Raw genomic sequence first — 24,874 nt, 5'->3', positions numbered from 1 at the left:
GGCTGAGGCGGCCATGCCCATCGTCATCGCATTTGTCTTTCTGGCGTTGCTGATTTACGGCGCGGTGTGGTCGTTCAACGCGCTGCACGCGCATTTCGGCCTGGGCGTGGCGGTGGGCGCGGCGATCGTGGCGCTGCTCGCGATCGCCGCTGGCGTGATGCGCTGGCTTGCGAGCCGTCGTGAGATTGCGCCGAACCTGCGGCGTGGCGAGAACGGTGACTGGACCCACGAGCTCAGGACCGACTGGGGCGGCGTGCGGGTCGCGGCGGGTAAGCGTCTGTGCGATGTGCGCGTCGGCGAGGAGCGCGGCAGCTATATTTTCGCGGACTTGCGCGGGGCGCGGATGCAGGAGCCGGCTGCGGCGGATGGCGCGTGGCAGGTCGTGCTCGATGTGCAGGATGCGAAGCACGGGGAATGGAAGCTGCCGATGCGTGATCGTGGAGAAGCCCACAAGTGGGCGCGGATTCTGTCGCTTGCTACTCAGCAGAAGCTCTGACTTCGCCGGATCCCGTTAGCGTGTTGGTCTATTGGCGTTGCCCCTGTGCGGGGCGGCAGTCACTTTCTTTGCTGCTGCAAAGAAAGTAACCAAAGAAAGCAGCTCGAGACGCCCGCGGTCACACGCAATTTGGGTGTTCTTCTCCTCGCTCGTGGCGTCTGTAGCGAGTGCCCTCGTAGGCATAACCGGGCTTGGACCGCGCACGGTCTGCCACATCGCACCACGTGCGTGGCTGGTTCAGCACGAAATGGCTCCGGCCCGCTGCGCGGCCGACGGGTCAATCGGGTCTGCGTGTGCTTCTGCGCTTCTCTTTTCTCGTCGGTTTCCCTTGCCTACCCAACGGCAGCGCGCAGCGCTGTGCCGAAGCTATTTCGTGCTGACCAGCGCGCTCAACCAACTAGCTTGTCAGACCGTGCGCGGTCCAAGCCCGGTCAGGCCTACGAGGGCACTCGCTACAGAGGCCACGAACAACGAGAAGAACACCCAAATTGCGTATGACCGCGGGCGTCTCAAGCTGTTTCTTTGGTTACTTTCTTTGCAGCAGCAAAGAAAGTGACTGCCGCCCCGCACAGGGGCAACGCCAATAGACCAACACGATCACGGGATCCGGCGAAAGCCTGATCGCTCTCACGCGTGATACCCAATATCCCCACGCACTTTGCCGCGAAACACCCAATACGACCAGATCACGTAGATCACGAGCACGGGCAAGAGAAACATCGTCCCGATCAACAGAAACTGATGCGACAGCGGCGCGGCCGACGCGTCCCACAGCGTCACCGATGGCGGCGCGATAAACGGCCACAGGCTGATCACGAGCCCCGTGAACGCAAGAAAGAACAGTCCGATCGAACACAGGAACGGCAACACTTCGCGGCCTTTCGCGAGGCTCGACCATAGCGTCCACGCGAGCAGCACGGTCAGAACGGGCACCGGCGCGAACAGAAAGCTCTGCGGAAAGCCGAACCAGCGCGCCGCGATGCGCGCATCCTTGAGCGGCGTCCACAGGCTGATGAGCAGAATGAACGCGATCACGCCAAGCAGCGCATAACGCGCCATGGTTCGGCTCCATTGCTGCAGTTCGCCTTCGGTCTTGAGCACGAGCCACGTCGTACCCTGCAGCGCGTAGCCGAAAATCAGCCCCACGCCGACCAGCAGCGGAAACGGCGCGACCCAGTTCCAGCTCGTGCCCACATAGACGCGGCCTTCGATCGGAAAGCCCTGGATGAACATGCCGAGCACGATGCCCTGCGAGAACGTCGCGACGAGCGAGCCGCAGCCGAACGCGGCGTCCCACAGCCACTTGCGCGCGCCGATCACCTCGCGAAACTCGAACGCCACGCCGCGAAAGATCAGCCCGAGCAGCATGAAGAGAATCGGGAAGTAGACCGCCGGCACGATGATCGCGAACGCGAGCGGAAAGACCGCGAAGAGGCCGCCGCCGCCGAGGATGAGCCAGGTCTCGTTGAAGTCCCAGACCGGCGCGACAGAGTTGATCATCAGGTTGCGCGAGTCGGGGTCGCGGCGCAGCAGGAACATCATGCCGACGCCGAGATCGAAGCCGTCGAGCAGCACATACATGAACACCGCCAGCGCGAGAATGGCGGCCCACAGCGGCACGAGATCGAGCATCGCGTTCTCCGTCGTCGACGTTAAGGGCGCCCGCGCCCGGGGGGCACGATATCGTCCCCGTTCACGGATCGCGCCGCGCCGCCTGGCGCCGCCGATACCGCCGAGAGCGGGCGCGCCGCGCGGGATCTGGTGTCGAGTTCTTCCTTCTCGTGCGCGTGCGCGACTTCGGCCGGCCCGACGCGCACCAGCCGCCGCAGCAGAAAGAAACCCGCGCCGAAGATGACGAGATACGCGAGCACGTAGAGCAGCCACGACAGGCCGACATCGGTGGCGGTGAGCGAGGGCGTCACCGAATCCTTGGTGCGCAGGATGCCGTAGACGGTCCACGGCTGGCGGCCGGCTTCGGTGGTGGTCCAGCCGGCGATCACGGCGATGAAGCCGAGCGGCATCGCCCAGGTGGCCGCGCGCAGCCAGCGCGTGCTCGTCTCGATCCTGCCGCGCGCGAACTGCACGATGCCCCACAGCACGAGCGCGAACATCAGAAGCGCAATGCCGACCATGATGTGGAACGCGAAGAACACGACCGCCACCGGCGGCCGGTCCTCGCGCGGAAAGTCCTTCAGTCCGCGCACGAAGCCGTTCGGATCGTGCGTCAGATACAGGCTGCCGAGCACCGGAATCGATATCTCGAAGTGGTTGCGCTCTTCATCCTGATCGGGAATGGAAAAGAGATTGGCCGGGATGCGCGTGCCGGATTCCCACAGGCCTTCCATCGCCGCGAGCTTGGCGGGCTGATGCTTGAGCGTGTTGAGGCCGTGCGCGTCGCCGATCACCATCTGCACTGGCACCATGATGATCAGAAAGATCAGCGACATCTTGACCATCACGCGGCTTTCCTCGAGCGCGCGCCGCTCGCGCAAATACATCGCGCCGATGCCGAGAATGACGAAGCCCGCCGTCACGAGAAACGCGCTCACCGTGTGTCCGAGCCGGTAGGGAAACGACGGCGTGAAGATCACGTCGAAGAAGCTCACCACTTCGAAGCGGCCGTCGGGCAGCATGCGATGCCCCTGCGGCGTCTGCATCCAGCTATTGACGGCGAGAATCCAGAACGACGAAATCACCGTGCCCGCCGCGACGAAAATCGCGGACATCACGTGCGCCCACTGCGGCACGAGCTTGCGCCCGAACAGCAGCACGCCGAGAAACGCCGATTCGAGGAAGAACGCGGTCAGCACTTCGTAGCCCATCAACGGGCCGACGACGTTCGCGGTGGCATCGGAGAAGCGGCTCCAGTTGGTGCCGAACTGAAAGGGCATGACGATGCCCGACACCACGCCCATGCCGAACGACACCGCGAAAATTTTCAGCCAGAACGCAGACAGGCGGCGGTAGACGTCGCGTTTGGTGATCCACCAGTTGAACTCGAGCGTCGCGATGTAGCACGACAGGCCGACCGTGAAAGCCGGCAGCAGAATGTGGAACGCGACGACCCACGCGAACTGGAAACGGGAGAGCAGGACCGAATCGACATCCATGAACGCTCCTTGGTTCAGGCTTTTTGCAGCGGATATGTCGAAGGGATGCGCCGCGCGCGGACGCTGATCTTCCTTTTTCTTCCTTAATACACGGTTTTCAGGAACGCGGCCACGCGCCGCGTGACGAGACGCCGCACCCGCAGGACGTCGATGCACCAATTTGATACAATTTCGCCTCTAGTCATAGGCCGTGCGGACGACCGCATGCGCCTCGTTTCATCGGGGACGGCCCCATTTTCACAGGGAGTCGCCCGATGTCCTGGATTCTTCTCTTCATCGCCGGTGTGCTGGAAGTCGCATGGGCCGCCGGTCTCAAATCCTCCGAAGGCTTCACACGGCTCGGTCCGTCGATCTTCACGCTGATCACCGCGATCGGCAGTTTCGTGCTGCTCGCGATGGCCATGCGCCAGTTGCCGCTCGGCACGGCCTACGCCGTGTGGACGGGCATCGGCGCGGTCGGCGCGTTCGTGTTCGGCATCGTGTTCATGGGCGAGGCGCTGTCGGCGGCGCGGATTTTCAGCGCGTTGCTGATCGTCGCGGGCCTCGTCGGACTGAAGATCTCGTCGGGCCACTGAAAGCGTCCGTTGCGCCCGCGCCACCGTCCCGCACCCGGCACGCCGGAATCGGCATTCGCTGAAACCGTTGCTGCACCGCACGTATTGGCGTGGATATAATGGTCTGAGGTCATTCGGTCTTTCGTCCGATTCCTATATTCAGCGGTTTTCGATGTATCTTCATGGATGTGGGCGGCTTTTCTCGGCATTTTCCGGAAAGACCGCTCTTTTCATCCGGTGAATCGTCCGCAAGCGGCGAAATCCGGCAGCTGGCGCAATAAGGGAGGCGGCAATGCTTGAGTCACTTTCGCTCGCTGCGGGCCTGTCATGGGCTAGCGGGCTGCGCCTGTACCTTACCGTCTTCATCGCCGGCATGTTCCAGCGCATGGGCGTCGTCCATCTGCCGGATTCGCTCGCGGTGCTCGGCTCGCCGTGGGTGATCGGCGTCGCGGCGGTGCTCGCGGTCGTCGAATTTCTCGCCGACAAGATTCCCGCCGTCGATTCCCTGTGGGACGCGGTCCACACCTTCATCCGTATTCCGGCGGGCGCCGTGCTCGCTGCCGGCTCGCTCGGCCACGCCGATCCCGCCATGCTCACCATCGCCGCGCTCGCGGGCGGCACGCTCGCCGGCGCATCGCACTTCGCGAAGGCGGGCACGCGCGCGCTCATCAATCTGTCGCCGGAACCTGTGTCGAACTGGGCGGCGTCGGCGACCGAGGATGTCGGCGCGCTCGCCGGCATCACGCTCGCGCTGTTCGTGCCGCTGCTGTTTCTCGTGCTCGTGCTGGTGTTTCTCGTGCTCGCGGGCTGGGCGCTGCCGCGGCTCGCGCGCGGCGTGCACGGCGGCGTGTCGCGCATGGCCAAGCACATGCTGCCGAGCACTTACGCGCGCATGAACCGATTGCGGAGCAAGCACGATTGAGCACTGCATTCAGGAACGATCAGGCTGCACGCAAGGCAGGGCATTCGCACCCGACCATCAAACTCGGATTCACGCAGACGGTGCGCCAGGCATGGCGCATGACCGCGCGCGACTGGCGCGCGGGCGAACTCACGATGCTGCTGCTCGCGCTGGTGCTGGCGGTGGCCGCGCTGTCGAGCGTCGGCTTTCTCTCCGATCGTATGCGTCAGGGGCTCGCGCGCGACGGGCGTCAGATGATCGCCGCCGATTTCATCGTGCGCGCCGATCACCCCGTCGATCCGATGTTCGCGAGCGAGGCGAAGTCGCTCGGGCTCGACACGGCGAACACGACCATCTTCCCCAGCATGATCAGCTCGACGTCCGCGCAGCCGGCCTCGCGGCTCGCGGCGATCAAGGGCGTGACGCCGGGCTATCCGTTGCGCGGCGCGCTGCGCATCGCGCCGGGCATCGATGCCGCCGATGCCCCCGCGCACGGCATCCCCGCGCCCGGCACGGTCTGGGTCGATCCCGCCTTGCTCGACGCGCTCAAGACGCAGGTCGGCGGCACCGTGAAGGTCGGCACGCGCACGTTCACGGTTGCGGCCGTCATCACGCGCGAGCTGGATCGCGGTTTCTCGTTCGTCAACTTCTCGCCGCGCCTGCTGATGCGCGCCGACGAGATCGCGGGCACCGGCCTGATCGGTTACGGCAGCCGCGTGACGTATCGATTGCTCGTCGCCGGTCCCGACCCTCAGGTCGAGCAGTTCGCGAAGTTCGCGCGGGAGAAAGCCGATGGCGGCAAGCTGCGCGGCGTCGCGCTGGAGTCGCTGTCCGATGGCCAGCCGCAAGTGCGTCAGACGATCGACCGCGCGGGCCATTTCCTCACGCTCGTGTCGCTCCTGACCGCGCTGCTCGCGGCGGTCGCGGTCGCGATGGCCGCGCATCGCTTCGCGCGGCGGCATCTCGACGGCTGCGCCGCAATGCGTTGTCTCGGCGTCAGCCAGCGCACGCTGCGCGCGCTGTTTCTGAATGAATTCCTCGCGATCGGTCTGATCGGCAGCGCGGTGGGCGTCGTGCTCGGTTTCGGCGGCCATCTGGTGCTGCTGAACTGGCTCGGCTCGCTCGTCGATGTCGAGTTGCCGCAGCCGAGCGTCTGGCCTGCGCTGCAAGGCATCGCGATGGGTCTCGTGCTGCTGCTCGGCTTCGCATTGCCGCCGCTCTTGCCGATCACGCGCGTGCCGCCGGTGCACGTGATTCGCCGCGAACTGGGCGATGCGCAGCGCGTCGCGCATGCGGCGTATGGCGTCGGCGTGCTGCTGTTCGCGGCGCTGCTGATCCTCGCGGCGGGCGAGCTGAAGCTCGGCGGCATCGTCGCGGGCGGTTTCGCGGCGGGCCTGCTCGTGTTCGGCGCGATCGCGCGCGCGGCGCTGTGGGCGGCGGCGCGCTTCGTGCGGCGCGAAAAGAGCCGCGCGGGCGTCGGCTGGCGTTATGCGCTCGCGTCGCTGGAGCGGCGCAGCGGATCGAGCGCGCTGCAGATCACCGCGCTCGGCATTGGGCTGATGTGCCTGCTGCTCATCGGCATGACGCGCAACGATCTCATCAAGGGCTGGCGCGACGCGACGCCGCCCGATGCGCCGAATCAGTTTCTCATCGACATACAGCCGGATCAGCGCCCAGGCGTGCTCGACTATCTGCACACGCACGGCCAACCCGCCGCCGCGCTCTCGCCGATGGTGCGCGCGCGTCTGATCGCCATCAACAACAAGCCGGTGAATCCGGACGACTACGACAAAGCCGACGCGAAACGCCTCGTCGATCGCGAATTCAACCTCTCCTACACGACCGAGCTGCCCGGCGACAATCGCGTGACGCAAGGCGCGTGGTTCGGCAAGGACGCGAAGCCGCAGGTGTCGATCGAGGAGGGCATCGCGAAGACGATTCGCGTAAAGATGGGCGATACGCTGCGTTTCGACGTCGCCGGTCTGCCGGTCGAAGCGCCCGTGACGAGTATCCGCAAGGTCGACTGGAACTCGTTCAAGGTCAACTTCTTCGTGCTGCTGCCGCCCGAGGCGCTCGCGGACCTGCCGGCGACCTTCATCACGAGCTTTCATCTGCCGACGCAGGAGGAGCGCGTGATCGACGGCCTCGTCGCGCGTTATCCGAACGTGACGGCCATCGATATCGCGCCGATTCTCGCGCAGATCCATCGCACGCTCGCGCAGGTGATCGGCGCGGTGCAGTTCCTGTTCCTCTTCACGCTCGCGGCGGGCGTGCTCGTGCTGTACGCGGCGCTCGCCGGCACGCGCGACGAACGCGTGCGCGAGTCCGCGCTGCTGCGCGCGCTCGGTGCGTCGCACAAGCAGGTGCGCGCGGTGCAGGTGGCGGAGTTCGTCGCCGTGGGCGCGCTCTCGGGCCTGATGGCGGCGCTCGGCGCGCAGGGCATCGGCTACGTGCTCGCGGCGCGCGTGTTCGAGTTTCATATCGATTTCAATCCGTGGCTCTTGCCCACGGGCATCGTGGCGGGTATCGCGTGCGCGGCCTTGAGCGGCTGGCTGAGCCTGCGGCGCGTGCTGGCGCGCCCGGCTCTGCAATCCCTGCGCGATGCGTAATTTTTTGTTTGAGCCATGACCGAAGCAAATCAATCTCCTTCCGACGACGAAGCCCAGAAGCCGACCGCCTTCGAACTGATCGGCGGCGAGGAACGCCTGCGCGCGATGGTCGATCGTTTCTACGACCTGATGGATCTCGAGCCCGAATTCGCGGGCATCCGCGCGCTGCATCCGCCGACGCTCGACAATTCGCGCGACAAGACGTTCTGGTTCCTGTGCGGCTGGATGGGCGGCCCGGATCATTACATCAGCCGCTTCGGGCATCCGCGTTTGCGGGCGCGGCATCTGCCGTTCGCGATCGCGTCGACCGAGCGCGATCAATGGCTGCGCTGCATGGCCTGGGCGATGGAAGACGTCGGCATCGAAGAATCCGTGCGCGAGCGTCTTCTGACATCCTTCTTCGACACCGCCGACTGGATGCGCAACCGTCCCGGTTGAAACACTGGGTTTTGTATCGGTTCACGCATGACGCGCGTGGTGCATCATCGTCGAGGAATCGTCTCAACTCCCCGCAACACAAGGAATCACCGACATGAGCACACGCGCACTCTTTCGCGAGGACGCCTATCTGACGCGTTGCGACGCGACCGTCACCGCAATCGACGAGCAGGGCATTCACCTCGATCAGACCGTGTTCTATCCGCTCGGCGGCGGCCAGGCCGCCGACGCGGGCACGTTGACGCTGGCGGACGGCACGGTCATCGCGATCGCCGATACGCGCAAGGCGAAGTTCGAAGGCGCGACGCCGGATGACGCGGTGCATGTGCCCGCGCCGGGTCAGGACGACGCGCTGGCGAAACTCGCGGTTGGCGACACGGTGAGCGCGGAGATCGACTGGGCGCGGCGGTATCGGCATATGCGGCTGCATACAGCGAGCCATCTGATCTGCGCCGTGCTGCCGTTTCCGGTCGACGGCTGCAGCATCACCACCGATTACGCGCGCCTCGATCTGGCGACGGTCGAACCGATCGAACGCGAAGCCGTCGAAGCGAAGCTGAACGCATTGATCGGCGGCGCGCACGACGTGCAGACCGAATGGATCACCGACGACGAAATGGCCGCGCGCCCCGAACTCGTCCGCACGATGAGCGTGAAACCGCCGATGGGCCTCGGCCGCGTGCGCCTGTTGCGCATCGAGAACGTGGATCTGCAGCCGTGCGGCGGCACACATGTGCGCAACACCGGCGAGATCGGCGCGCTGCGCATCGCGAAGCTGGAGAAGAAGAGCGCGCGCACGCGGCGGCTCGTGCTGGAACTGGTCTGAGCATGGACCCGCGCGCGCAGGCCGTGCTCGATCTCTGGTTCGGCGAGCCGGGTTCTGCGGAGTTCGGAGCGGATCGCAAATTGTGGTGGCGCAAGAAACGCGCTTTCGATTCGCTGCTTGCCGAAAGCTTCGGCGCGTTGCTCGAAGCGGCGCACGCGGGCGGTTTGCAGGATTGGGAGCGCACGCCGCTCGGCGCGCTCGCGCTGATCGTGCTGCTCGATCAACTATCGCGCAATTGTTATCGGAACACGCCGCGCGCGTTTGCGGGCGATGGCCGCGCGCTGGCGCTGGCGAAGACGCTGGTGGAGCGGGGCGACGATATACGTCTCCCGAGCGCGTATCATCGCGCGTTCGCCTATATGCCGTTCGAGCATGATGAAGCGCCCGAAAGCCAGCGGGAGTCGTTGCGACTCTTCGGAAAACTGAAAGACGAGACGGGTATTTCGAGTTTCTACGAATCGGCGCTGGAGCACGCGGAGGTCATCGAACGCTTCGGGCGCTTTCCGCATCGCAACCGGATTCTGGGGCGGGAGATGCTGGCCGATGAGGAAGCGTGGCTGGCGAAGCACGGCGGGTTTTGAGCCCGCCGTCCCGAACGCTACCGTCCGCCCGCCACATCCAGAATCGCCCCCGACACATACGACGACGCATCCGACAGCAGCCACACGATCGACTCGCCGACTTCATCAGCCGTGCCCGCGCGTCCGATCGGCGTCTGCACGCCGAGCACGTGCGCGCGATCCGGCTTGCCGCCGCTCGCGTGGATGTCGGTATCGATGAGTCCGGGGCGAATCGCGTTCACGCGCACGCCTTCGGGCCCGAGTTCCTTCGACAGCCCGATGGTCAAGGTATCGATCGCGCCCTTGGACCCCGCGTAGTCGACATATTCGCCGGGACCGCCCAGCCGCGCCGCCGCCGACGACACGTTCACCAGCGACCCACCCTTGCCGCCGCGCGAAGTCGACATGCGCCGCGCCGCCTCGCGCGCGCACAGATACGCGCCGAGCACATTGATGTCGAAGATTCGCTTCATGCGCGCGATGTCCATATCCGCGAGCCTGGAGCCGGGCGCGACGATGCCCGCGTTGTTCACGACGCCATCGAGCTTGCCGAAGGCTTGCTCGGTCGCGTCGAACATCGCGATGATCGCGGCTTCGTCGCTCACGTCGCCGTGAATGGCGATGGCCTTGCCGCCGGCAGCCTCGACCGCCGCGACGGTTTCATCGGCGGCGGCTGCGTTCGACGCATAGTTCACGCCGACGGACCAGCCGCGCGCGCCCGCGAGCACCGCAGCCGAGCGGCCGATGCCGCGGCTTGCACCGGTAATCAGGATGACTTTGGACATGCGCTGTTCCTCAGACGGCGTTGCGTTTTTCGGACCACTTGTCGTTTGCGGGCGGAACGTAGCGCGCGAGTTTGTCGATCATCTCGGCGGGTTCGGCTGCGACCTGGATGAGATCCAGATACGGCTCGCGCATGAAGCCTTCTTCGACGGTATGCCGCAGCATCGCCAGAAGCGGATCGAAGTAGCCGTTCACGTCGAGCAGACCGACCGGCTTCTGGTGATAGCCGAGCTGCGCCCACGTGTACACCTCGAAAAACTCCTCGAACGTGCCGACGCCGCCCGGCATCGCGACGAACGCATCGGAGAGATCGGCCATCTTCTTTTTGCGTTCGTGCATGTCGGGTACGACGTGCAGTTCGGTGAGATCGGTATGGCCGACTTCCTTCGCGAGCAGCAATTCGGGAATCACGCCGACCGCGCGCCCGCCGGCGGCGAGCACTTCATCGGCGATCAGTCCCATCAGGCCGACGCGGCCGCCGCCGTAGACCAGCGAGAGGTTGTTCTGAACCAGCGCGCGGCCGAACGCCTTGGCCGCTTCCGCATAGACGGGGCGGGCTCCGTTGGAGGAGCCGCAATAGACACACACTGCCTTCATTTATCTGGAATCCTTTGTTTCGGTCTTTGCATCGTCGCGCGGCGGCAAAAAGTCCGCATATTCGCGCTTCGGCAGCTTACCTGAAACGAGGTCGTCGAACAGTTGACGCGAACGCCCGCGCAGATACGGCGCCATGATCGAGATGATGTGCAGGCTCGCCTGATGCAGCTCCGCGCGGATCGCTTCCTGATCGTTGTACTTGCGCGGATTCATCACGTACTGGTACGAAAGCCAGTACGTGGCGATCACGCCGATGTTCGTCGCGATCACCTTGATCTCGTCGGGCGTCGCGACCATTTCCTGATCGGCCACGAGCGCCTCGCACAACTGGCTCGCGAAATGCACCTTGTGCGTGATGATCTGCTTGAAGTGCGTTTCGAGCGTGCGGTTGCGCGCGAGCAGGTCGTTCAGGTCGCGATACAGGAAGCGGTAAGTCCAGAGGAAATCCGCCATGTATTGCAGATACGACCACATCTCGTCGATCGTCGGGCGATGATCGTCCGGAAAGCGCAGACGCTTCTGAATCTGCTGCTCGAACTGCGCGAAGATGCTGTTGATGATGTCGTCTTTGTTGCGGAAATGGTAGTACAGGTTACCTGGACTGATTTCCATCTCTTCGGCGATCGTCGTCGTGGTGACGTTAGGCTCGCCGATATCGTTGAACAACTTCAGCGACAGCTCGAGTATCCGTTCGCGGGTGCGGCGGGGTGGTTTGGCTTCCATGTCGTCCGACCTTGGCATCGGGCAGCGGGGGCTCGGGATGAGCGCTCGCGCGGCCGCGTCAGTTGCTATTTTTGAGAATGTCGGACGATTATAAACCGGTCGTTCGGCGGCACGGCTGCGGGCTTTGCGCGCGGCCGTTCTCGTTTATAAGATACGCGCGAGCCAGACGGATGCAAGCGGCGATGCCAGCGGCCACAAAATCAAGCCCCACGTGATGACGCACACGCCGAGCGCGACCATGACCGCGGCGCTGCCGAAATCCTTCGCCCGCTTCGACAGTTCGTGACGTTCGAGCGAAATGCGGTCGATGGCTGCCTCGACGCTCGAATTGAGCAATTCGACGATGAGCACCAGCAGCACCGACGCGATCAGCGCCGCGCGCTCGACCGGCGCGACCGGCACGATGAGGCCGCACGGCAACAGGATCGCCGCGAGCGTCAGCTCCTGACGGAACGCGCTTTCCTCGCGAATCGCGACGCGAAAGCCGTAGAGCGAATTCTTCATCGCGTGCCAGGCGCGGGTGAAGCCGCGGTTGCCCTTGTAGGGGTTGAAGGGCAGATCGTCCGGGCCGAGCGGCTCGGCCGGTTGAGCAGGTGTTTCGTCGATGTCTTCGGGGTCGTCGTCGAAGGGATCGCGCGCGCGAGCCGCCGCGGGCGCTCCGGCGCGCGGATTCGCTTCGGCTCGTTCCTGCGCGACGGCGCGTCGCGTCATGCGGCCGCCCGGTCGGAACTCGCGGCGCGCGGACCGAACTGCCGCAAGTGCGACGCGAATTGCTCCGATGCGGCGCGCCACGAGAAACGTTCGGCCCATGCGCGGGCGTCCGCGCGCTCGATCTTCAGCGCGTGCAGGCAGGCTTCGCGCAGATCGTCGTGAAGCGCGCCCGGGCCGTTCGCGCCGAGCACATCGATCGGGCCCGTCACCGGGTACGCCGCGACCGGCGTGCCGCAAGCCATCGCTTCGAGCAGAACCAGGCCGAAGGTATCGGTGCGGCTGGGGAACACGAAGACGTCCGCCGCCGCATAGACCTTCGCCAGTTCCGGCTGCGACAGCACGCCGAGATAGTTGACGTTCGTGTAGCGCGACTTCAGTTCCGCGAGCGCCGGACCTTCGCCCGCGACCCACTTCGAGCCGGGCAGATCGAGCTTCAGAAATGCCTCGACGTTCTTCTCGACCGCCACGCGCCCGACATACAGAAAAATCGGCCGGGCGGTGTTGAGCACCTTCGACTCCATCGGATGGAAGATGTCGAGATCGACGCCGCGCGTCCACAGCACGACGTTGGTGAAGCCGTAGCGTTCAAGATCGCTTTTGACGACGGGCGTCGGCGCCATCACCGCCTGCGAGTTCTTGTGGAACCAGTGCAGGAAGCGATACGTCATCGCGAGCGGAATGCCGAAGCGCGCGTTCACGTACTCGGGAAAGCGCGTGTGATACGCGGTCGTGAAGGGCAGCTTGTGGCGCAGCGCATACGAGCGCGCGGCGAGCCCGAGCGGCCCTTCGGTGGCGATGTGCAACGCATCCGGCGCGAATGCGTCGATACGCTCGGCGACGCGCCGGCCCGGCATCAGCGACAGGCGAATCTCCGGATAGGTCGGGCAAGGGATCGTCCTGAATTCGAGCGGCGTGAGCAACTCCACGCGATGTCCGAGCGCGGTGAGCTCCTTCGTGGTTTGCGTGAGCGTACGCACGACGCCGTTGACCTGCGGCTCCCATGCGTCGGTAACGATCATGATTTTCATCGGCTTTGGCCCCGTGGTTCGTTCGGAATTCAGACGGTCGCGCGCGCTTTGCCCGCATGTGCTTCGGGCGAGCGCATCACGGTCCAGTAGACGATCTTCAGTTCGCCGTCATGGGTCTCGACGAGCGCCGAGAGACTTTCGACCCAGTCGCCGTCGTTGCAGTAGAGAATGCCGTCGATGTCGCGGATCTCGGCCTTGTGGATATGCCCGCACACGACGCCGTCGCAGCCGCGGCGGCGCGCTTCGTCGGTCATCACGCGCTCGAACTGCGAGATGAAGTTCACCGCGTTCTTCACCTGATGCTTCAGGTATTGCGACAGCGACCAGTAGTTGAAGCCGAGTTTCGACCGCACGCGATTGAACCAGCGGTTGAGCAGCAGGATGGCGGTGTAGGCGGTGTCGCCGAGATAGGCGAGCCATTTCGCGTGCTGGATCACGCCGTCGAAGAGATCGCCGTGCACGATCCACAGACGCTTGCCCGCGAGCGTCGTATGGAAGGCTTCGCCGCGCACGTGGATGTCGCCGAACGCGAGATCGCAGAACTGGCGCGCGGCTTCGTCGTGATTGCCCGGGATGAAGATGACCTGCGTGCCCTTGCGCGCCTTGCGCAGGATTTTCTGCACGACGTCGTTGTGCGCCTGCGGCCAGAACCAGCCCTTGCGCAACTGCCATCCGTCGATGATGTCGCCGACGAGATACAGATACTCCGACTCGTGATGGCGCAGGAAATCGAGGAGATAGTTCGCCTGGCAGCCGCCCGAGCCGAGATGGATGTCCGAGAGCCAGATCGTGCGATAACGCTGCGGCGCGTCGCCGGAATCGGCGGGCTCGTCGCGATGGACGGGCGCGCCGGTCGACGCGGACTCATGGGATTCCCTGGACTCGGATCGCAGTGCGAAAGGACCGGCGCGCAGTTCGTTGTGACTAAGGCTGAAAGGAGAGGGCGGGGCTGACGGGTTGAAGGCCATTGGCTCGCGCATCGGGTTTCGGTATGCACATTGCGCCATGCGGCCGTGACCGAGCCGTGACAGTCACGAGAAGTTCTTATTACTTGACAACAGGTTGCGCGGCGACGATGCGTGTGCCGGCGAGGCGGTCATGGAGGAATTGACGCGCCGGATCGAGCCACGCGGCGGCGGCCCACAGCGCGACCCATGCCGCGAAGACGGCGAGCGTCTGCGGCACGGCGAGGGAGAAGAGCGGATGCAACGCGAGCGGTGGCAGGAACCACAGCCACGCGAGGGCGTAACGCGCTAGCGCGCGGCCCGTTCCGAGCGGCTGGCCGTGCGCGTCGACGACCTTGAGGCGCCAGGTTTTCATCGGCAGGGTCTGGCCGCCGTGGGTCCAGAAGTACACGAAGTAGGCCGCGAGCACGATGCCAATCCACGACATCAGCCAGTTGTGATGCGTGAGGCCGTTGCGTTGCTGCGTGAGCGTGCTGAAGAGATAGCCGGCGAGGAACACCACGCCGAAAAGTATCACGCTCTCGTAGAGCATCGTCGCGAGGCGGCGGCGCAGCGTGGGCGCGCGCATCGGATCGACGCTGAGCACTGCCGGCTGCGCGCTCACGAGCCGTTGTACATCGAGGGCGCCTGCTGCGGCGACACCGGTATCGGCGTGGCCGGCACGATGCTCGCGGCGTTGGGAATGGCGGGCTGCGTCGGCACGCCGGAGACCGGCGCGGCGGGTGCGACGGCCGATCCGCCTTCCGCGTGTCCGGATGCATGCCCCTGCTCGCGCGCCGCGACGAGGCGGTTGATGTCCTTCACTTCGGTTTTGCCCGTGGGCGGCGCGGAGACTACGGTCGGACGGCGCACGTGCTCGCTCGCGGCAAGCTTCTTCTTCTGTTCTTCGGACAGCTTCTGATAGGCGTCCCACGCCTTTTCGCGCTTTTCCAGCGGCACCGATTTGGATACCTGATAGTTTTCGCGCGCGACCTTGCGCTGGTCCGGCGTGAGGCGCACCCATTCCTCCATGCGCTGATGCAGATGCTTCTGCGCTTCGGGCGACATCCGATGGAACCGCGACGCGATCTTCAGCCACTTCTGCTTGCGTTCGTCGGAGAAAGAGTCCCACTGCGTGGCGAAAGGCGCGAGCGCGGCGTGCTGCGCTTCGGTGAGACGGCTCCAGGCGAGCGGGCTTTCGGAAGACAAGGCGGACAGCGGCGAGCCGCTCGCATCGACAGCCGCGCCCGAACCGCCGCTCGGCGCGGCGGCGGCCGAAGGCGTGGCGGCGGTGGAATAAAAGCGCGGATAAGTCGCGGCGAACGCAACCAGACCCGCAATCGCGCAACCAAAGACAATCGCGAGACCGCGCTTGTAACTCACCCGAAAATTCCCCCGCTGTATTCAGTGCTTAATGATTGCGCGTCAGGTACGCGTTGAAACCGTGATCGAGATAGGCGTCGATCGGCAGGCTGTCGCTCATCATGGCCGCGTCGATTTCGGCGAGTTCCGCCTTGCGCTGCTGATCTTCCCAGTACGCGATGCCCGCCAGTCCGATGATGAGCGCCGCGAGCGGCCAGGCGAGGCCGAGCCCGCCGAGCCGCGCGAGCAGTCCCTTCGGACGATGATCGTCCCCGGACTCGCCCGTCGTGAGCGTTCCGCCCGCGCCGGCGAAGGCCGGCGTGAACGCGGGCGCGGCCATCGTGACGGCCACTTTCTCCGGCTTCTTGCGCGCGATCGCGACGCGGCGCGCATCGCGCAACCGGTCGACGGCGGCAGCCGGAATATTCGACGTGTTTTCGTCGAGTGCGCGCACGACCTTCAGCGCGAACTCGTTTTCCTTCGTTTCAAGAGCGGAACTCATAGCGTGATCCCTTTGGCTTTCAGGGCTTGTGCGAGAGTGTGCGTGGCGCGTGAACAGTGCGTCTTCACGCTGCCCTCGGAGCACCCCATCGCGGCGGCCGTCTCGGCGACATCCATGTCTTCCCAGTAACGCATGAGAAACGCTTCCCGTTGACGCGCGGGCAGTTTCTGGATTTCGGCGTCGATCAGATTCAATACCTGTTCGCGCTCCAGTTTGCTTTCGCTGCTTTCGCTGCCGGCCGCGCCGTCTTCGGATTCGAAGGTTTCGAGCGGGTCGAATTCGTCGTCGTCGGCGTTGCCGAAGGACGAGAAGAGGCTGACCCAGGTGTTGCGCACCTTCTGGCGACGGAAATAATCATGCGTCGCGTTCTGCAGGATACGCTGGAACAGGAGCGGAAGCTCGGATGGTGGGCGGTCGCCGTATTTTTCCGCCAGCTTGATCATCGCGTCTTGCACGATGTCGAGCGCCGCGTCGTCGTCGCGAACGGTGTACACGGTTTGCTTGAACGCGCGTCTTTCGACGCCCGCCAGGAAATCGGCGAGTTCCTTGTCTGATGCCATCCGTTGGGGACCCGGCGCAACGAATTTGCGTCGAAAGGGATCGTGAGGTTCGAGGAAAACCTGCGAATCCTAGCAAAGTTTCGCGGCATCCGGACAATTTGAGATGTTTTGTTGCCGTTGGCGACGTGCGTTCGGTCAAATGACCATGCATTCGACAGCTTGCGCTTGCAAGACGCTTTCATTCGAGGCGGCACGGAATACCGCGCTATCGGCGCATTCGGAAACTTTTTGCTTGACCCGCCGCGCACGCCACTGTTACATTTTCTGACTCGCATCATCAGTGAAATGTCTGCTTTGAGGCGAGCCCAAGAAGTTTGCCTGCCAAACCTAGACGCGCCGCTTGAACCCGAGCCACAAGCCCGGTAGAGAGCACCCAATCAATTTTTTGCCGAAAATTCGAAAGGTGATGAATGAACATGCCTAGCGCGGAATTCTCCACGTCGGATACCACTCCTCCTCACGAAGCTGACTCCATCGGCGGCACCGTGCTCATGCGCGCGCTTGCTGACGAAAAGGTCGAATTCATCTGGGGTTATCCCGGCGGCTCGGTACTCTACATCTACGACGAGCTGTACAAGCAGGACCAGATCCAGCACATTCTCGTGCGCCACGAACAGGCCGCCGTGCATGCCGCCGACGCCTACGCGCGCTCGACCGGCAACGTGGGCGTGTGCCTCGTGACCTCGGGCCCGGGCGTCACCAATGCCGTCACCGGCATTGCCACGGCCTACATGGATTCGATTCCGCTCGTCGTCATCAGCGGCCAGGTGCCCACCGCGGCCATCGGCCTCGACGCCTTCCAGGAATGCGACACCGTCGGCATCACGCGTCCGTGCGTGAAGCACAACTTCCTCGTGAAGGACGTGCGCGACCTCGCCGCGACCGTCAAGAAGGCGTTCTATATCGCGCGTACCGGCCGTCCCGGCCCGGTGCTGATCGACATTCCGAAGGACGTGTCGAAGGCGCCGTGCAAGTACGAGCCGGTCAAGAGCGTGTCGCTGCGCTCGTACAACCCGGTCACGAAGGGCCATTCCGGCCAGATCCGCAAGGCGGTGCAACTGCTGCTGTCGGCGAAGCGCCCGTACATCTATACCGGCGGCGGCATCATTCTCGCGGACGCATCGCGCGAGCTGAACCAGTTCGCCGATCTGCTCGGCTATCCCGTCACGAACACGCTGATGGGCCTCGGCGGCTACCGCGCGTCCGACAAGAAGTTCCTCGGCATGCTCGGCATGCACGGCACGTACGAAGCCAACATGGCGATGCAGAACTGCGACGTGCTGATCGCGATCGGCGCGCGCTTCGACGACCGCGTGATCGGCGATCCGAAGCACTTCGCGTCGTCGCCGCGCAAGATCATTCATATCGACGTTGATCCGTCGTCCATTTCCAAGCGCGTGAAGGTCGATATTCCGATCGTCGGCGACGTGAAGGAGGTGCTGAAGGAACTGATCGAGCAGCTTCAGCACGCGGAGCACGGCCCGGACACGCAGGCGCTCAAGACGTGGTGGGACGAGATCGAAGGCTGGCGCTCGAAGGACTGCCTGTCTTACGACCGCAAGAGCGAGATCATCAAGCCGCAGTACGTCGTCGAGAAGCTCTGGGAGCTCACCGACGGCGAGGCGTTCGTGTGTTCCGACGTCGGCCAGCACCAGATGTGGGCGGCGCAGTTCTATCCGTTCAACAAGCCGCGCCGCTGGATCAACTCGGGCGGCCTCGGCACGATGGGCTTCGGCCTGCCGGCGGCGATGGGCGTGAAGATGGCCTTTCCTGACGACGAAGTGGTGTGCATCACGGGCGAAGGCTCCATCCAGATGTGCATTCAGGAACTCTCGACGTGCAAGCAGTACAACACGCCCGTCAAGATCATTTCGCTGAACAACCGCTATCTCGGCATGGTGCGCCAGTGGCAGCAGATCGAATACAAGAAGCGCTATTCCAGTTCGTACATGGACGCGCTGCCCGATTTCGTGAAGCTGGCTGAGGCGTATGGCCACGTCGGCATTCGTGTCGAAAAGACCGCGGACGTCGAACCGGCGCTGAAGGAAGCGCTGCGTTTGAAGGATCGCACCGTATTTCTCGACTTCCAGACCGATCCCACCGAAAACGTATTCCCGATGGTGCAGGCAGGCAAAGGCATCACGGAAATGCTGCTCGGGTCTGAGGATCTATAACGCGGCTTTGTCTCGCGAGGCTCGCGCGCGCCTGTCTTCACAAAGGACGAGCGTCGCGCGCGGGTTTTTCGAACGAAGGCCACTTCTGGACACATTCGGGAAAAACACATGAAACACATCATCTCCGTTTTGCTGGAAAACGAACCGGGCGCGTTATCGCGCGTCGTCGGGCTCTTTTCGGCACGCGGCTATAACATCGAAACGCTGACGGTGGCGCCGACCGAGGACAGTTCGCTGTCGCGGCTGACCATCGTCTCGATTGGCTCGGACGACGTGATCGAACAGATCACGAAGCACCTGAACCGCCTGATCGAGGTGGTGAAAGTGGTCGACCTGACAGAGGGCGCCCACATCGAGCGCGAGCTGATGCTCATCAAGGTACGGGCGGTCGGCAAGGAACGCGAAGAAATGAAGCGCATGGCGGATATCTTCCGCGGCCGCATCATCGACGTGACCGAGAAGACCTACACGATGGAACTGACCGGCGCGAGCGACAAGCTCGACGCGTTCATTCAGGCGCTCGACGCCACGGCGATCCTCGAAACCGTTCGCACGGGCAGCTCCGGCATTGGCCGGGGCGAGCGGATTCTCAAGGTCTGACGCCTTCCTCATCAAATAGCAGCAAAGTAGCGCAACCATTCAACGCATCAGGACTCAAGGAACCACCATGAAAGTTTTCTACGACAAGGACGCCGACCTCTCCCTCATCAAGGGCAAGCAAGTCACCATCATCGGTTATGGCTCGCAAGGCCATGCACACGCGCTCAACCTGAAGGACAGCGGCGTGAACGTGACGGTGGGCTTGCGCCGTGGCGGCGCATCGTGGAGCAAGGCCGAGAACGCGGGCCTCAAGGTGAAGGAAGTGGCCGAAGCCGTGAAGGGCGCAGATGTGGTCATGATGCTCCTGCCCGACGAGCAGATCGCCGAAGTCTACAAGAACGAAGTGCACGACAACGCCAAGCAAGGCGCGGCGCTCGCCTTCGCGCACGGCTTCAACATCCATTACGGCCAGGTGATCCCGCGTGCGGATCTGGACGTCATCATGATCGCGCCGAAAGCGCCGGGCCACACTGTGCGCAACACGTACAGCCAGGGCGGCGGCGTGCCGCACCTGGTCGCCGTTGCACAAGACAAGTCGGGTTCGGCACGCGATGTCGCGTTGTCGTACGCAGTGGCGAACGGCGGCGGCCGCGCGGGCATCATCGAGACGAACTTCCGTGAAGAAACCGAAACCGACCTGTTCGGCGAGCAAGCGGTTCTGTGCGGCGGCACCGTCGACCTGATCAAGGCCGGCTTCGAAACGCTGGTGGAAGCGGGCTACGCGCCGGAAATGGCGTACTTCGAGTGCCTGCACGAACTCAAGCTGATCGTCGACCTGATCTACGAAGGCGGCATCGCCAACATGAACTACTCGATCTCGAACAACGCCGAATACGGCGAGTACGTGACGGGCCCGCGCATCGTCACGGAAGAGACGAAGAAGGCGATGAAGGCCGTGCTGAAGGACATCCAGACCGGCGAATACGCGAAGAGCTTCATCATCGAGAACCGTGCTGGCGCGCCGACGCTGCAATCGCGCCGCCGTCTGACGTCGGAGCATCAGATCGAGCAAGTCGGCGAGAAGCTGCGCGCGATGATGCCGTGGATCGCGAAAAACAAGCTGGTTGACCAGTCGAAGAACTAAGCGTCACGTTTTTTGCTATATCGAAAGCCGCCCGGCAGCCCTGTGCGCCGGGCGGCTTTTGCTATCCTACGGTTTTTAAAAACACAGAACCCGTTCATGAACTATCCTCATCCGATCATTGCCCGCGAAGGCTGGCCGTTCATCGCCATCGCGGCTGTCGTTGCCATCCTCGTGCAAGCGATGGGCGGCTTCGGCTTCGCCTGGATCTTCTGGCTGATCGTGATTTTCGTCGTCCAGTTCTTCCGCGATCCGGCCCGCCCGATTCCGACCCAGTCCAACGCGGTGCTGTGTCCGGCCGACGGACGCATCGTCGCGGTCGAAACCGCGCACGATCCGTACGTGGGCCGCGAAGCGCTCAAGATCAGCGTGTTCATGAACGTGTTCAACGTGCATTCGCAACGCTCGCCGGTGGACGGCGCCATCACGAAGGTGCAGTACTTTCCGGGCGCGTATCTGAATGCGGCCGTCGACAAGGCCTCGACCGAGAACGAGCGCAACGCGGTCGTGCTGCAGACGGCGGGCGGGCACACCGTGACGTCGGTGCAGATCGCGGGGCTCATCGCGCGACGCATTCTGTGCTACGTGCACGTCGGCGAGCCGCTCACGCGCGGCCAGCGCTACGGCTTCATCCGCTTCGGCTCGCGCGTCGATGTGTATCTGCCGGTCGGCAGCCGCCCGCGCGTGTCGATCGGCGAAAAGGTTTCGGCTTCGTCGACGATTCTCGCCGAGTTCGCGGAATAACGCGGAGGTCTCGATGGCGGCATTCAAACCGCGCCGTAACCGCGCAACCGCGACGCCTCCGCGCGCGTTTCGTCGCAACAAGGCCGCGCAGGACGTCGGCGCCGTGGAGACGCGGCGCGCGAAACGGCAGCAGTTCCTGAGAAAGCGCGGCATCTATCTGCTGCCCAACGCGTTCACCACGGCCGCGCTGTTCTGCGGCTTCTTCGCCGTCGTCCAGGCGATGAACGTGCGCTTCGAGATCGCGGCCATCGCCATTTTCGTCGCGATGGTGCTCGATGGCATGGATGGCCGCGTCGCGCGCATGACGCATACGCAGAGCGCGTTTGGCGAGCAGTTCGATAGCCTCTCGGACATGGTGTCGTTCGGCGTCGCGCCCGCGCTCGTGATGTACGAATGGGTGCTGAAGGATCTCGGGCGCTGGGGCTGGCTCGCGGCGTTCGTCTATTGCTCGGGCGCGGCGCTGCGGCTCGCGCGTTTCAATTCGAACATCGGCGTGGTCGACAAGCGTTATTTCCAGGGCTTGCCATCGCCGGCAGCGGCGGCGTTGATCGCGGGCTTCGTGTGGCTCGCGACCGATAACCGCGTGCCGCTCAAGCTCGTGTGGCTGCCGTGGGTCGCGTTCGCGCTGACCATTTACGCGGGCGTGACGATGGTGTCGAACGCGCCGTTCTACAGCGGCAAGGCGCTCGATGTGCGCTTTCGCGTGCCGTTCGCGGGGGTGCTGCTGATCGTCGTGGCGTTCGTGCTGGTGTCGTCCGACCCGCCAGTCATGCTGTTCTGCCTGTTCGTGCTGTATGGCTTTTCGGGCTATATCTGGTGGGGCTATCTCGCGCTGCGGGGCAGGCCGAATCCTGCGCGCAGTTTGCAGCGGGAGCATTGAGGCGAGCGCGTTCACGCGAAAGAAAAAGGCGGCAACCGAAGAGGTTTGCCGCCTTTTTGCGTTGAGGTTCCCGTCAGGCGATCAACCCGCGACCAGCGTCCCGTTCTGAATATGCACGCGCTGACCCTGCGCGAACGGCGGCGGGTTCTTGTACGTGAACGTGCGCGTCTTGCCGTTTTCCATTCGCACGTGCACCGAATAATCGGTTTCGCTGCGCAGATGCTTCTCGACCGAATTGCCCGCGAGACCGCCGCCCAGCGCGCCGAGCAGGGTCATCGCGGTGCGGCCGCCGCCGCGTCCGAACTGATTGCCGACAACACCGCCCGCAACCGCGCCCCCGACCGCGCCGATCCCCGTCCCGTGACCTTCCTGCTTGACGGCCGAAATCGATTCGACGGTGCCGCAGGTCGAGCAATATGCCGGATGCTGCGCCGGCTGCTGTGCATACGACGGCTGCGCGGGTTGAGGCTGCGCCGGAGCCTGCTGCGCTTGCTGCTGGGCTGCTGCTTGCTGAGCCGCCTGCTGTTGAGCTGCCGCTTGCTGAGCCGCCTGTTGCTGCGCTGCCTGTTGTTGAGCCGCTGCCTGCTGCTGGGCCGCGCTCGGCTGCGCCGGACTCGGCGCGGCGGAATCCACCACTGGCTGCTGCGCAACAGCCGCCGTCTGCGTCTGCGGATTCTGCGCGCCGTTGCTCGACGCTTTCGGGAACAGTCCCGTCATCGCCGCGGTGGCGACGAGGCTCGCGACGATGACCGCGCCCGCCGCCGTCGCGACGAGCGGATGCAGGCGCCGCTGCTGCGGCTGAGCGCCGCCGCCGGGAGCGGGCGACGTGCTGAGTTTGCTGGTTCCGTTATCCATTTATGAACCTCCATTGCGAGGCGAATTGCGGCTCTACTCATTCTGGGTGAAACCTGGATTTTTCGCTTTTCCGGCTTGTAACAATTTCGGCAGATCGACGCTTTTGAATAAAAGCACGACCGGTGCCAGATACGCCGCCAAGGCTGGCAGTTCACGCACGCCAGATCAGCCTTGAAATATTTACCAGCGGTTACAACAAAATCTTGCAGACGAAAAAAAGCGCGCCTCGGTGGGCGCGCCTTTCTCGATGGTCGGATTGAACCAGAAAAACTCAGTCTTCCCGGCGCAGATGCGGAAACAGAATCACATCACGGATGCTCGGGCTGTCGGTGAGCAACATCACCAGACGGTCGATACCGATCCCGCAGCCACCCGTCGGCGGCATGCCGTACTCGAGCGCGCGGATGTAGTCGGCATCGAAGAACATCGCTTCTTCGTCGCCGGCGTCTTTCTGATCGACCTGCTTCTGGAAGCGCGCGGCCTGATCTTCAGGGTCGTTCAGCTCCGAGAAGCCGTTGGCGATCTCGCGTCCCGTGATGAACAGCTCGAAACGCTCAGTGATGCCCGACACCGAATCCGACGCACGCGCGAGCGGCGACACTTCGATCGGGTAATCGACGATATACGTCGGCTCCCACAGTTGCGATTCCGCCGTCTCCTCGAACAGCGCGAGTTGCAGCGAACCCACACCCGCGTTGAGGAAAGCGGGCTGCGTCGTATCGACGCCGAACTTCTTCAGTTCCGTGCGCAGGAACGCGGCGTCCGACAACTGCGCGTCGGTGTACTGCGGCGCGTACTTCTGGATCGCCTGATTGATCGTCAGCCGATGGAACGGTTTGCTCAAATCGAGTTCGCGGCCCTGATACGTGATGGTCGCGGTGCCGAGCGCATCGACGGCGGCCTGGCGGATCAGTTGCTCGGTGAAGTCCATCAGCCAGCGGTAATCGGTGTACGCGGCGTAGAACTCCATCATCGTGAATTCCGGATTGTGACGCGGCGACACGCCTTCGTTCCGGAAGTTACGGTTGATCTCGAACACACGCTCGAAGCCGCCGACGATCAGCCGCTTCAGATACAGCTCGGGCGCGATACGCAGGAACATCTGCATGTCGAGCGCGTTGTGATGCGTCGTGAAAGGCTTCGCCGCCGCGCCGCCCGGAATCGGGTGCAGCATCGGCGTTTCGACTTCCATGAAGCTCGCCTGCGACATGAAATTGCGGATCGACGTGACGGCCTTGGTGCGCGCCATAAAGGTCTTGCGCGATTCCGGCGTGACGATCAGATCGACGTAGCGCTGGCGATAGCGCGTTTCCTGATCGGCGAGGCCGTGGAACTTGTCCGGCAGCGGGCGCAGCGCCTTCGAGAGCAGGCGCAATTCCGTGCAACGCACCGACAGTTCGCCCTTGTTGGTACGGAACAGCACGCCCTTCGCGGCGATGATGTCGCCCAGATCCCACTTCTTGAAGGCGTCGTAGGTTTCGGCGCCGACATCGGCGGGCGTCACGAAGAACTGGATCTGGCCGCTGCCGTCCTGAACCGTCGCGAAGCTGGCCTTGCCCATCACGCGCTTGAGCATCATCCGGCCGGCGATCGCGACGGGCAGGGGATTCGCTTCGAGCGCGTCCTTGTCCGTGTCGGCGTATTCGCCTTGCAGCGCCGCGGCCTGATGCGTCGGGCGGAAATCGTTCGGATAGGCGACGCCTTGCTCGCGCAGCGCGCGCAGCTTGTCACGCCGCTCGGCGATGATCTGGTTCTCTTCCAGTTCGGGAGCGACGCCCGGTTGAGTCGGTTCGGTCATGATGATTCTTGGCTTTGAATGCGGCGAATGCGCGGCGG

The 24,874-nt window shown here is 64.0% G+C and carries 26 protein-coding genes; 12 read left to right on the top strand and 14 right to left on the bottom strand.

The features are described from left to right. The first annotated feature begins 13 nt into the window (after positions 1–13). Positions 14–496 carry a hypothetical protein gene (locus tag NK8_RS09380; RefSeq protein ID WP_213226148.1) on the top strand — a complete coding sequence of 161 codons (483 nt, stop codon included), beginning with the start codon at positions 14–16 and terminating at the stop codon, positions 494–496. A 627-nt stretch (positions 497–1,123) separates the two neighbouring features. Here the strand turns inward: NK8_RS09380 and cydB are convergent. Both cydB and NK8_RS09370 read right to left on the bottom strand, forming a co-directional pair. After that, the gene (cydB, locus tag NK8_RS09375; RefSeq protein WP_162065958.1) at positions 1,124–2,128 is read right to left on the bottom strand and encodes a cytochrome d ubiquinol oxidase subunit II; all 1,005 of its coding nucleotides are present in this window, start codon (positions 2,126–2,128) and stop codon (positions 1,124–1,126) included. Between the two features lie 20 nt (positions 2,129–2,148). Then, positions 2,149–3,606 (bottom strand): cytochrome ubiquinol oxidase subunit I, encoded by a 1,458-nt coding sequence (locus NK8_RS09370; protein WP_162065957.1) that lies wholly within the window; start codon positions 3,604–3,606, stop codon positions 2,149–2,151. Between the two features lie 254 nt (positions 3,607–3,860). Here NK8_RS09370 and sugE point away from each other — a divergent pair, with 254 nt between their 5' ends. The 6 genes from sugE to NK8_RS09340 all read left to right on the top strand — a co-directional run bounded on the left by sugE (position 3,861) and on the right by NK8_RS09340 (position 9,515). Then, positions 3,861–4,181 (top strand): quaternary ammonium compound efflux SMR transporter SugE, encoded by a 321-nt coding sequence (gene sugE / locus NK8_RS09365; protein WP_213226147.1) that lies wholly within the window; start codon positions 3,861–3,863, stop codon positions 4,179–4,181. A gap of 271 nt (positions 4,182–4,452) precedes the next feature. Further along, entirely contained in the window at positions 4,453–5,082 is a 630-nt protein-coding gene (locus NK8_RS09360; protein ID WP_162065955.1) for a DUF4126 domain-containing protein, read from the top strand. Beyond that, positions 5,079–7,670: an ABC transporter permease gene (locus tag NK8_RS09355; protein WP_213226146.1), complete on the top strand. Its 2,592-nt coding sequence runs from the start codon at positions 5,079–5,081 to the stop codon at positions 7,668–7,670. Before NK8_RS09360 ends, NK8_RS09355 begins: the two co-directional genes overlap by 4 nt. A 15-nt stretch (positions 7,671–7,685) precedes the next feature. Next, the gene (locus tag NK8_RS09350; protein WP_162065953.1) at positions 7,686–8,108 is read left to right on the top strand and encodes a group II truncated hemoglobin; all 423 of its coding nucleotides are present in this window, start codon (positions 7,686–7,688) and stop codon (positions 8,106–8,108) included. A 94-nt stretch (positions 8,109–8,202) separates the two neighbouring features. Next, complete coding sequence (locus NK8_RS09345; RefSeq protein ID WP_213226145.1) at positions 8,203–8,934, top strand: alanyl-tRNA editing protein; 732 nt, start codon at positions 8,203–8,205, stop codon at positions 8,932–8,934. A gap of 2 nt (positions 8,935–8,936) precedes the next feature. Then, the gene (locus NK8_RS09340; protein ID WP_213226144.1) at positions 8,937–9,515 is read left to right on the top strand and encodes a DUF924 family protein; all 579 of its coding nucleotides are present in this window, start codon (positions 8,937–8,939) and stop codon (positions 9,513–9,515) included. Between the two features lie 17 nt (positions 9,516–9,532). Here NK8_RS09340 and NK8_RS09335 read toward each other — a convergent pair whose 3' ends face one another. The 10 genes from NK8_RS09335 to NK8_RS09290 form a co-directional block, all read right to left on the bottom strand. Then, positions 9,533–10,279 (bottom strand): SDR family oxidoreductase, encoded by a 747-nt coding sequence (locus NK8_RS09335; protein WP_162065950.1) that lies wholly within the window; start codon positions 10,277–10,279, stop codon positions 9,533–9,535. A 10-nt stretch (positions 10,280–10,289) separates the two neighbouring features. Then, positions 10,290–10,874 (bottom strand): TIGR00730 family Rossman fold protein, encoded by a 585-nt coding sequence (locus tag NK8_RS09330; RefSeq protein ID WP_162065949.1) that lies wholly within the window; start codon positions 10,872–10,874, stop codon positions 10,290–10,292. After that, complete coding sequence (locus NK8_RS09325; protein WP_162065948.1) at positions 10,875–11,597, bottom strand: TetR/AcrR family transcriptional regulator; 723 nt, start codon at positions 11,595–11,597, stop codon at positions 10,875–10,877. Positions 11,598–11,741: 144 nt separating this feature from the next. Then, positions 11,742–12,308: a diacylglycerol kinase gene (locus NK8_RS09320; RefSeq protein WP_213226143.1), complete on the bottom strand. Its 567-nt coding sequence runs from the start codon at positions 12,306–12,308 to the stop codon at positions 11,742–11,744. Then, positions 12,305–13,336, bottom strand: coding sequence for a glycosyltransferase family 1 protein (locus NK8_RS09315; protein ID WP_162065946.1), 1,032 nt, complete (start codon positions 13,334–13,336; stop codon positions 12,305–12,307). The genes NK8_RS09320 and NK8_RS09315 overlap by 4 nt, the downstream gene beginning before the upstream one ends. 29 nt (positions 13,337–13,365) lie before the next feature. Beyond that, positions 13,366–14,316 carry a UDP-2,3-diacylglucosamine diphosphatase gene (locus NK8_RS09310; protein WP_225936153.1) on the bottom strand — a complete coding sequence of 317 codons (951 nt, stop codon included), beginning with the start codon at positions 14,314–14,316 and terminating at the stop codon, positions 13,366–13,368. A gap of 67 nt (positions 14,317–14,383) precedes the next feature. Beyond that, positions 14,384–14,869: an RDD family protein gene (locus NK8_RS09305; RefSeq protein WP_213228584.1), complete on the bottom strand. Its 486-nt coding sequence runs from the start codon at positions 14,867–14,869 to the stop codon at positions 14,384–14,386. Positions 14,870–14,901: 32 nt separating this feature from the next. After that, a complete protein-coding gene (locus NK8_RS09300) occupies positions 14,902–15,663 on the bottom strand; it encodes a DUF3106 domain-containing protein (RefSeq protein ID WP_213226142.1) in 762 nt (253 codons plus the stop codon). 28 nt (positions 15,664–15,691) lie between these two features. Then, positions 15,692–16,144 (bottom strand): DUF3619 family protein, encoded by a 453-nt coding sequence (locus NK8_RS09295; RefSeq protein WP_213226141.1) that lies wholly within the window; start codon positions 16,142–16,144, stop codon positions 15,692–15,694. Then, on the bottom strand, positions 16,141–16,704 hold the full coding sequence (locus NK8_RS09290; protein ID WP_162065942.1) for an RNA polymerase sigma factor: 564 nt from the start codon (positions 16,702–16,704) through the stop codon (positions 16,141–16,143). The genes NK8_RS09295 and NK8_RS09290 overlap by 4 nt, the downstream gene beginning before the upstream one ends. 410 nt (positions 16,705–17,114) lie before the next feature. Here NK8_RS09290 and NK8_RS09285 point away from each other — a divergent pair, with 410 nt between their 5' ends. The 5 genes from NK8_RS09285 to pssA all read left to right on the top strand — a co-directional run bounded on the left by NK8_RS09285 (position 17,115) and on the right by pssA (position 22,183). Further along, a complete protein-coding gene (locus NK8_RS09285) occupies positions 17,115–18,878 on the top strand; it encodes an acetolactate synthase 3 catalytic subunit (RefSeq protein ID WP_162065941.1) in 1,764 nt (587 codons plus the stop codon). Positions 18,879–18,986: 108 nt separating this feature from the next. After that, on the top strand, positions 18,987–19,478 hold the full coding sequence (ilvN, locus tag NK8_RS09280) for an acetolactate synthase small subunit (protein ID WP_008341906.1): 492 nt from the start codon (positions 18,987–18,989) through the stop codon (positions 19,476–19,478). A 67-nt stretch (positions 19,479–19,545) separates the two neighbouring features. Beyond that, a complete protein-coding gene (ilvC, locus tag NK8_RS09275) occupies positions 19,546–20,562 on the top strand; it encodes a ketol-acid reductoisomerase (protein ID WP_086973543.1) in 1,017 nt (338 codons plus the stop codon). Between the two features lie 96 nt (positions 20,563–20,658). Beyond that, on the top strand, positions 20,659–21,303 hold the full coding sequence (locus NK8_RS09270; RefSeq protein WP_162065940.1) for a phosphatidylserine decarboxylase: 645 nt from the start codon (positions 20,659–20,661) through the stop codon (positions 21,301–21,303). Between the two features lie 13 nt (positions 21,304–21,316). Further along, positions 21,317–22,183, top strand: coding sequence for a CDP-diacylglycerol--serine O-phosphatidyltransferase (gene pssA, locus NK8_RS09265; protein ID WP_162065939.1), 867 nt, complete (start codon positions 21,317–21,319; stop codon positions 22,181–22,183). Positions 22,184–22,264: 81 nt separating this feature from the next. Here pssA and NK8_RS09260 read toward each other — a convergent pair whose 3' ends face one another. Together NK8_RS09260 and lysS are read right to left on the bottom strand one after the other, a co-directional pair. Continuing rightward, the gene (locus NK8_RS09260) at positions 22,265–23,038 is read right to left on the bottom strand and encodes a glycine zipper 2TM domain-containing protein (protein ID WP_213226140.1); all 774 of its coding nucleotides are present in this window, start codon (positions 23,036–23,038) and stop codon (positions 22,265–22,267) included. 271 nt (positions 23,039–23,309) lie between these two features. Then, positions 23,310–24,836 carry a lysine--tRNA ligase gene (lysS, locus tag NK8_RS09255; RefSeq protein WP_213226139.1) on the bottom strand — a complete coding sequence of 509 codons (1,527 nt, stop codon included), beginning with the start codon at positions 24,834–24,836 and terminating at the stop codon, positions 23,310–23,312. Between the last annotated feature and the right edge of the window lie 38 nt (positions 24,837–24,874).

It is taken from the genome of Caballeronia sp. NK8, assembly GCF_018408855.1.
Lineage (GTDB): Bacteria > Pseudomonadota > Gammaproteobacteria > Burkholderiales > Burkholderiaceae > Caballeronia.
This window is presented reverse-complemented; position numbering and strand designations above follow the sequence as displayed.

Excerpts from the sequence above, each read along its gene's own strand:
- NK8_RS09325 (WP_162065948.1), bottom strand. The coding sequence starts at position 11,597 with ATGGAAGCCAAACCACCCCGCCGCACCCGCGAACGGATACTCGAGCTG.
- NK8_RS09340 (WP_213226144.1), top strand. The coding sequence starts at position 8,937 with ATGGACCCGCGCGCGCAGGCCGTGCTCGATCTCTGGTTCGGCGAGCCG.
- ilvN (WP_008341906.1), top strand. The coding sequence starts at position 18,987 with ATGAAACACATCATCTCCGTTTTGCTGGAAAACGAACCGGGCGCGTTA.
- NK8_RS09335 (WP_162065950.1), bottom strand. The coding sequence starts at position 10,279 with ATGTCCAAAGTCATCCTGATTACCGGTGCAAGCCGCGGCATCGGCCGC.
- NK8_RS09345 (WP_213226145.1), top strand. The coding sequence starts at position 8,203 with ATGAGCACACGCGCACTCTTTCGCGAGGACGCCTATCTGACGCGTTGC.
- NK8_RS09315 (WP_162065946.1), bottom strand. The coding sequence starts at position 13,336 with ATGAAAATCATGATCGTTACCGACGCATGGGAGCCGCAGGTCAACGGC.
- NK8_RS09305 (WP_213228584.1), bottom strand. The coding sequence starts at position 14,869 with ATGCGCGCGCCCACGCTGCGCCGCCGCCTCGCGACGATGCTCTACGAG.
- NK8_RS09320 (WP_213226143.1), bottom strand. The coding sequence starts at position 12,308 with ATGACGCGACGCGCCGTCGCGCAGGAACGAGCCGAAGCGAATCCGCGC.
- NK8_RS09360 (WP_162065955.1), top strand. The coding sequence starts at position 4,453 with ATGCTTGAGTCACTTTCGCTCGCTGCGGGCCTGTCATGGGCTAGCGGG.
- NK8_RS09330 (WP_162065949.1), bottom strand. The coding sequence starts at position 10,874 with ATGAAGGCAGTGTGTGTCTATTGCGGCTCCTCCAACGGAGCCCGCCCC.
- NK8_RS09290 (WP_162065942.1), bottom strand. The coding sequence starts at position 16,704 with ATGGCATCAGACAAGGAACTCGCCGATTTCCTGGCGGGCGTCGAAAGA.
- NK8_RS09260 (WP_213226140.1), bottom strand. The coding sequence starts at position 23,038 with ATGGATAACGGAACCAGCAAACTCAGCACGTCGCCCGCTCCCGGCGGC.
- NK8_RS09295 (WP_213226141.1), bottom strand. The coding sequence starts at position 16,144 with ATGAGTTCCGCTCTTGAAACGAAGGAAAACGAGTTCGCGCTGAAGGTC.
- NK8_RS09270 (WP_162065940.1), top strand. The coding sequence starts at position 20,659 with ATGAACTATCCTCATCCGATCATTGCCCGCGAAGGCTGGCCGTTCATC.
- NK8_RS09370 (WP_162065957.1), bottom strand. The coding sequence starts at position 3,606 with ATGGATGTCGATTCGGTCCTGCTCTCCCGTTTCCAGTTCGCGTGGGTC.
- NK8_RS09310 (WP_225936153.1), bottom strand. The coding sequence starts at position 14,316 with ATGCGCGAGCCAATGGCCTTCAACCCGTCAGCCCCGCCCTCTCCTTTC.
- lysS (WP_213226139.1), bottom strand. The coding sequence starts at position 24,836 with ATGACCGAACCGACTCAACCGGGCGTCGCTCCCGAACTGGAAGAGAAC.
- sugE (WP_213226147.1), top strand. The coding sequence starts at position 3,861 with ATGTCCTGGATTCTTCTCTTCATCGCCGGTGTGCTGGAAGTCGCATGG.
- NK8_RS09350 (WP_162065953.1), top strand. The coding sequence starts at position 7,686 with ATGACCGAAGCAAATCAATCTCCTTCCGACGACGAAGCCCAGAAGCCG.
- NK8_RS09380 (WP_213226148.1), top strand. The coding sequence starts at position 14 with ATGCCCATCGTCATCGCATTTGTCTTTCTGGCGTTGCTGATTTACGGC.
- ilvC (WP_086973543.1), top strand. The coding sequence starts at position 19,546 with ATGAAAGTTTTCTACGACAAGGACGCCGACCTCTCCCTCATCAAGGGC.
- NK8_RS09285 (WP_162065941.1), top strand. The coding sequence starts at position 17,115 with ATGAACATGCCTAGCGCGGAATTCTCCACGTCGGATACCACTCCTCCT.
- pssA (WP_162065939.1), top strand. The coding sequence starts at position 21,317 with ATGGCGGCATTCAAACCGCGCCGTAACCGCGCAACCGCGACGCCTCCG.
- cydB (WP_162065958.1), bottom strand. The coding sequence starts at position 2,128 with ATGCTCGATCTCGTGCCGCTGTGGGCCGCCATTCTCGCGCTGGCGGTG.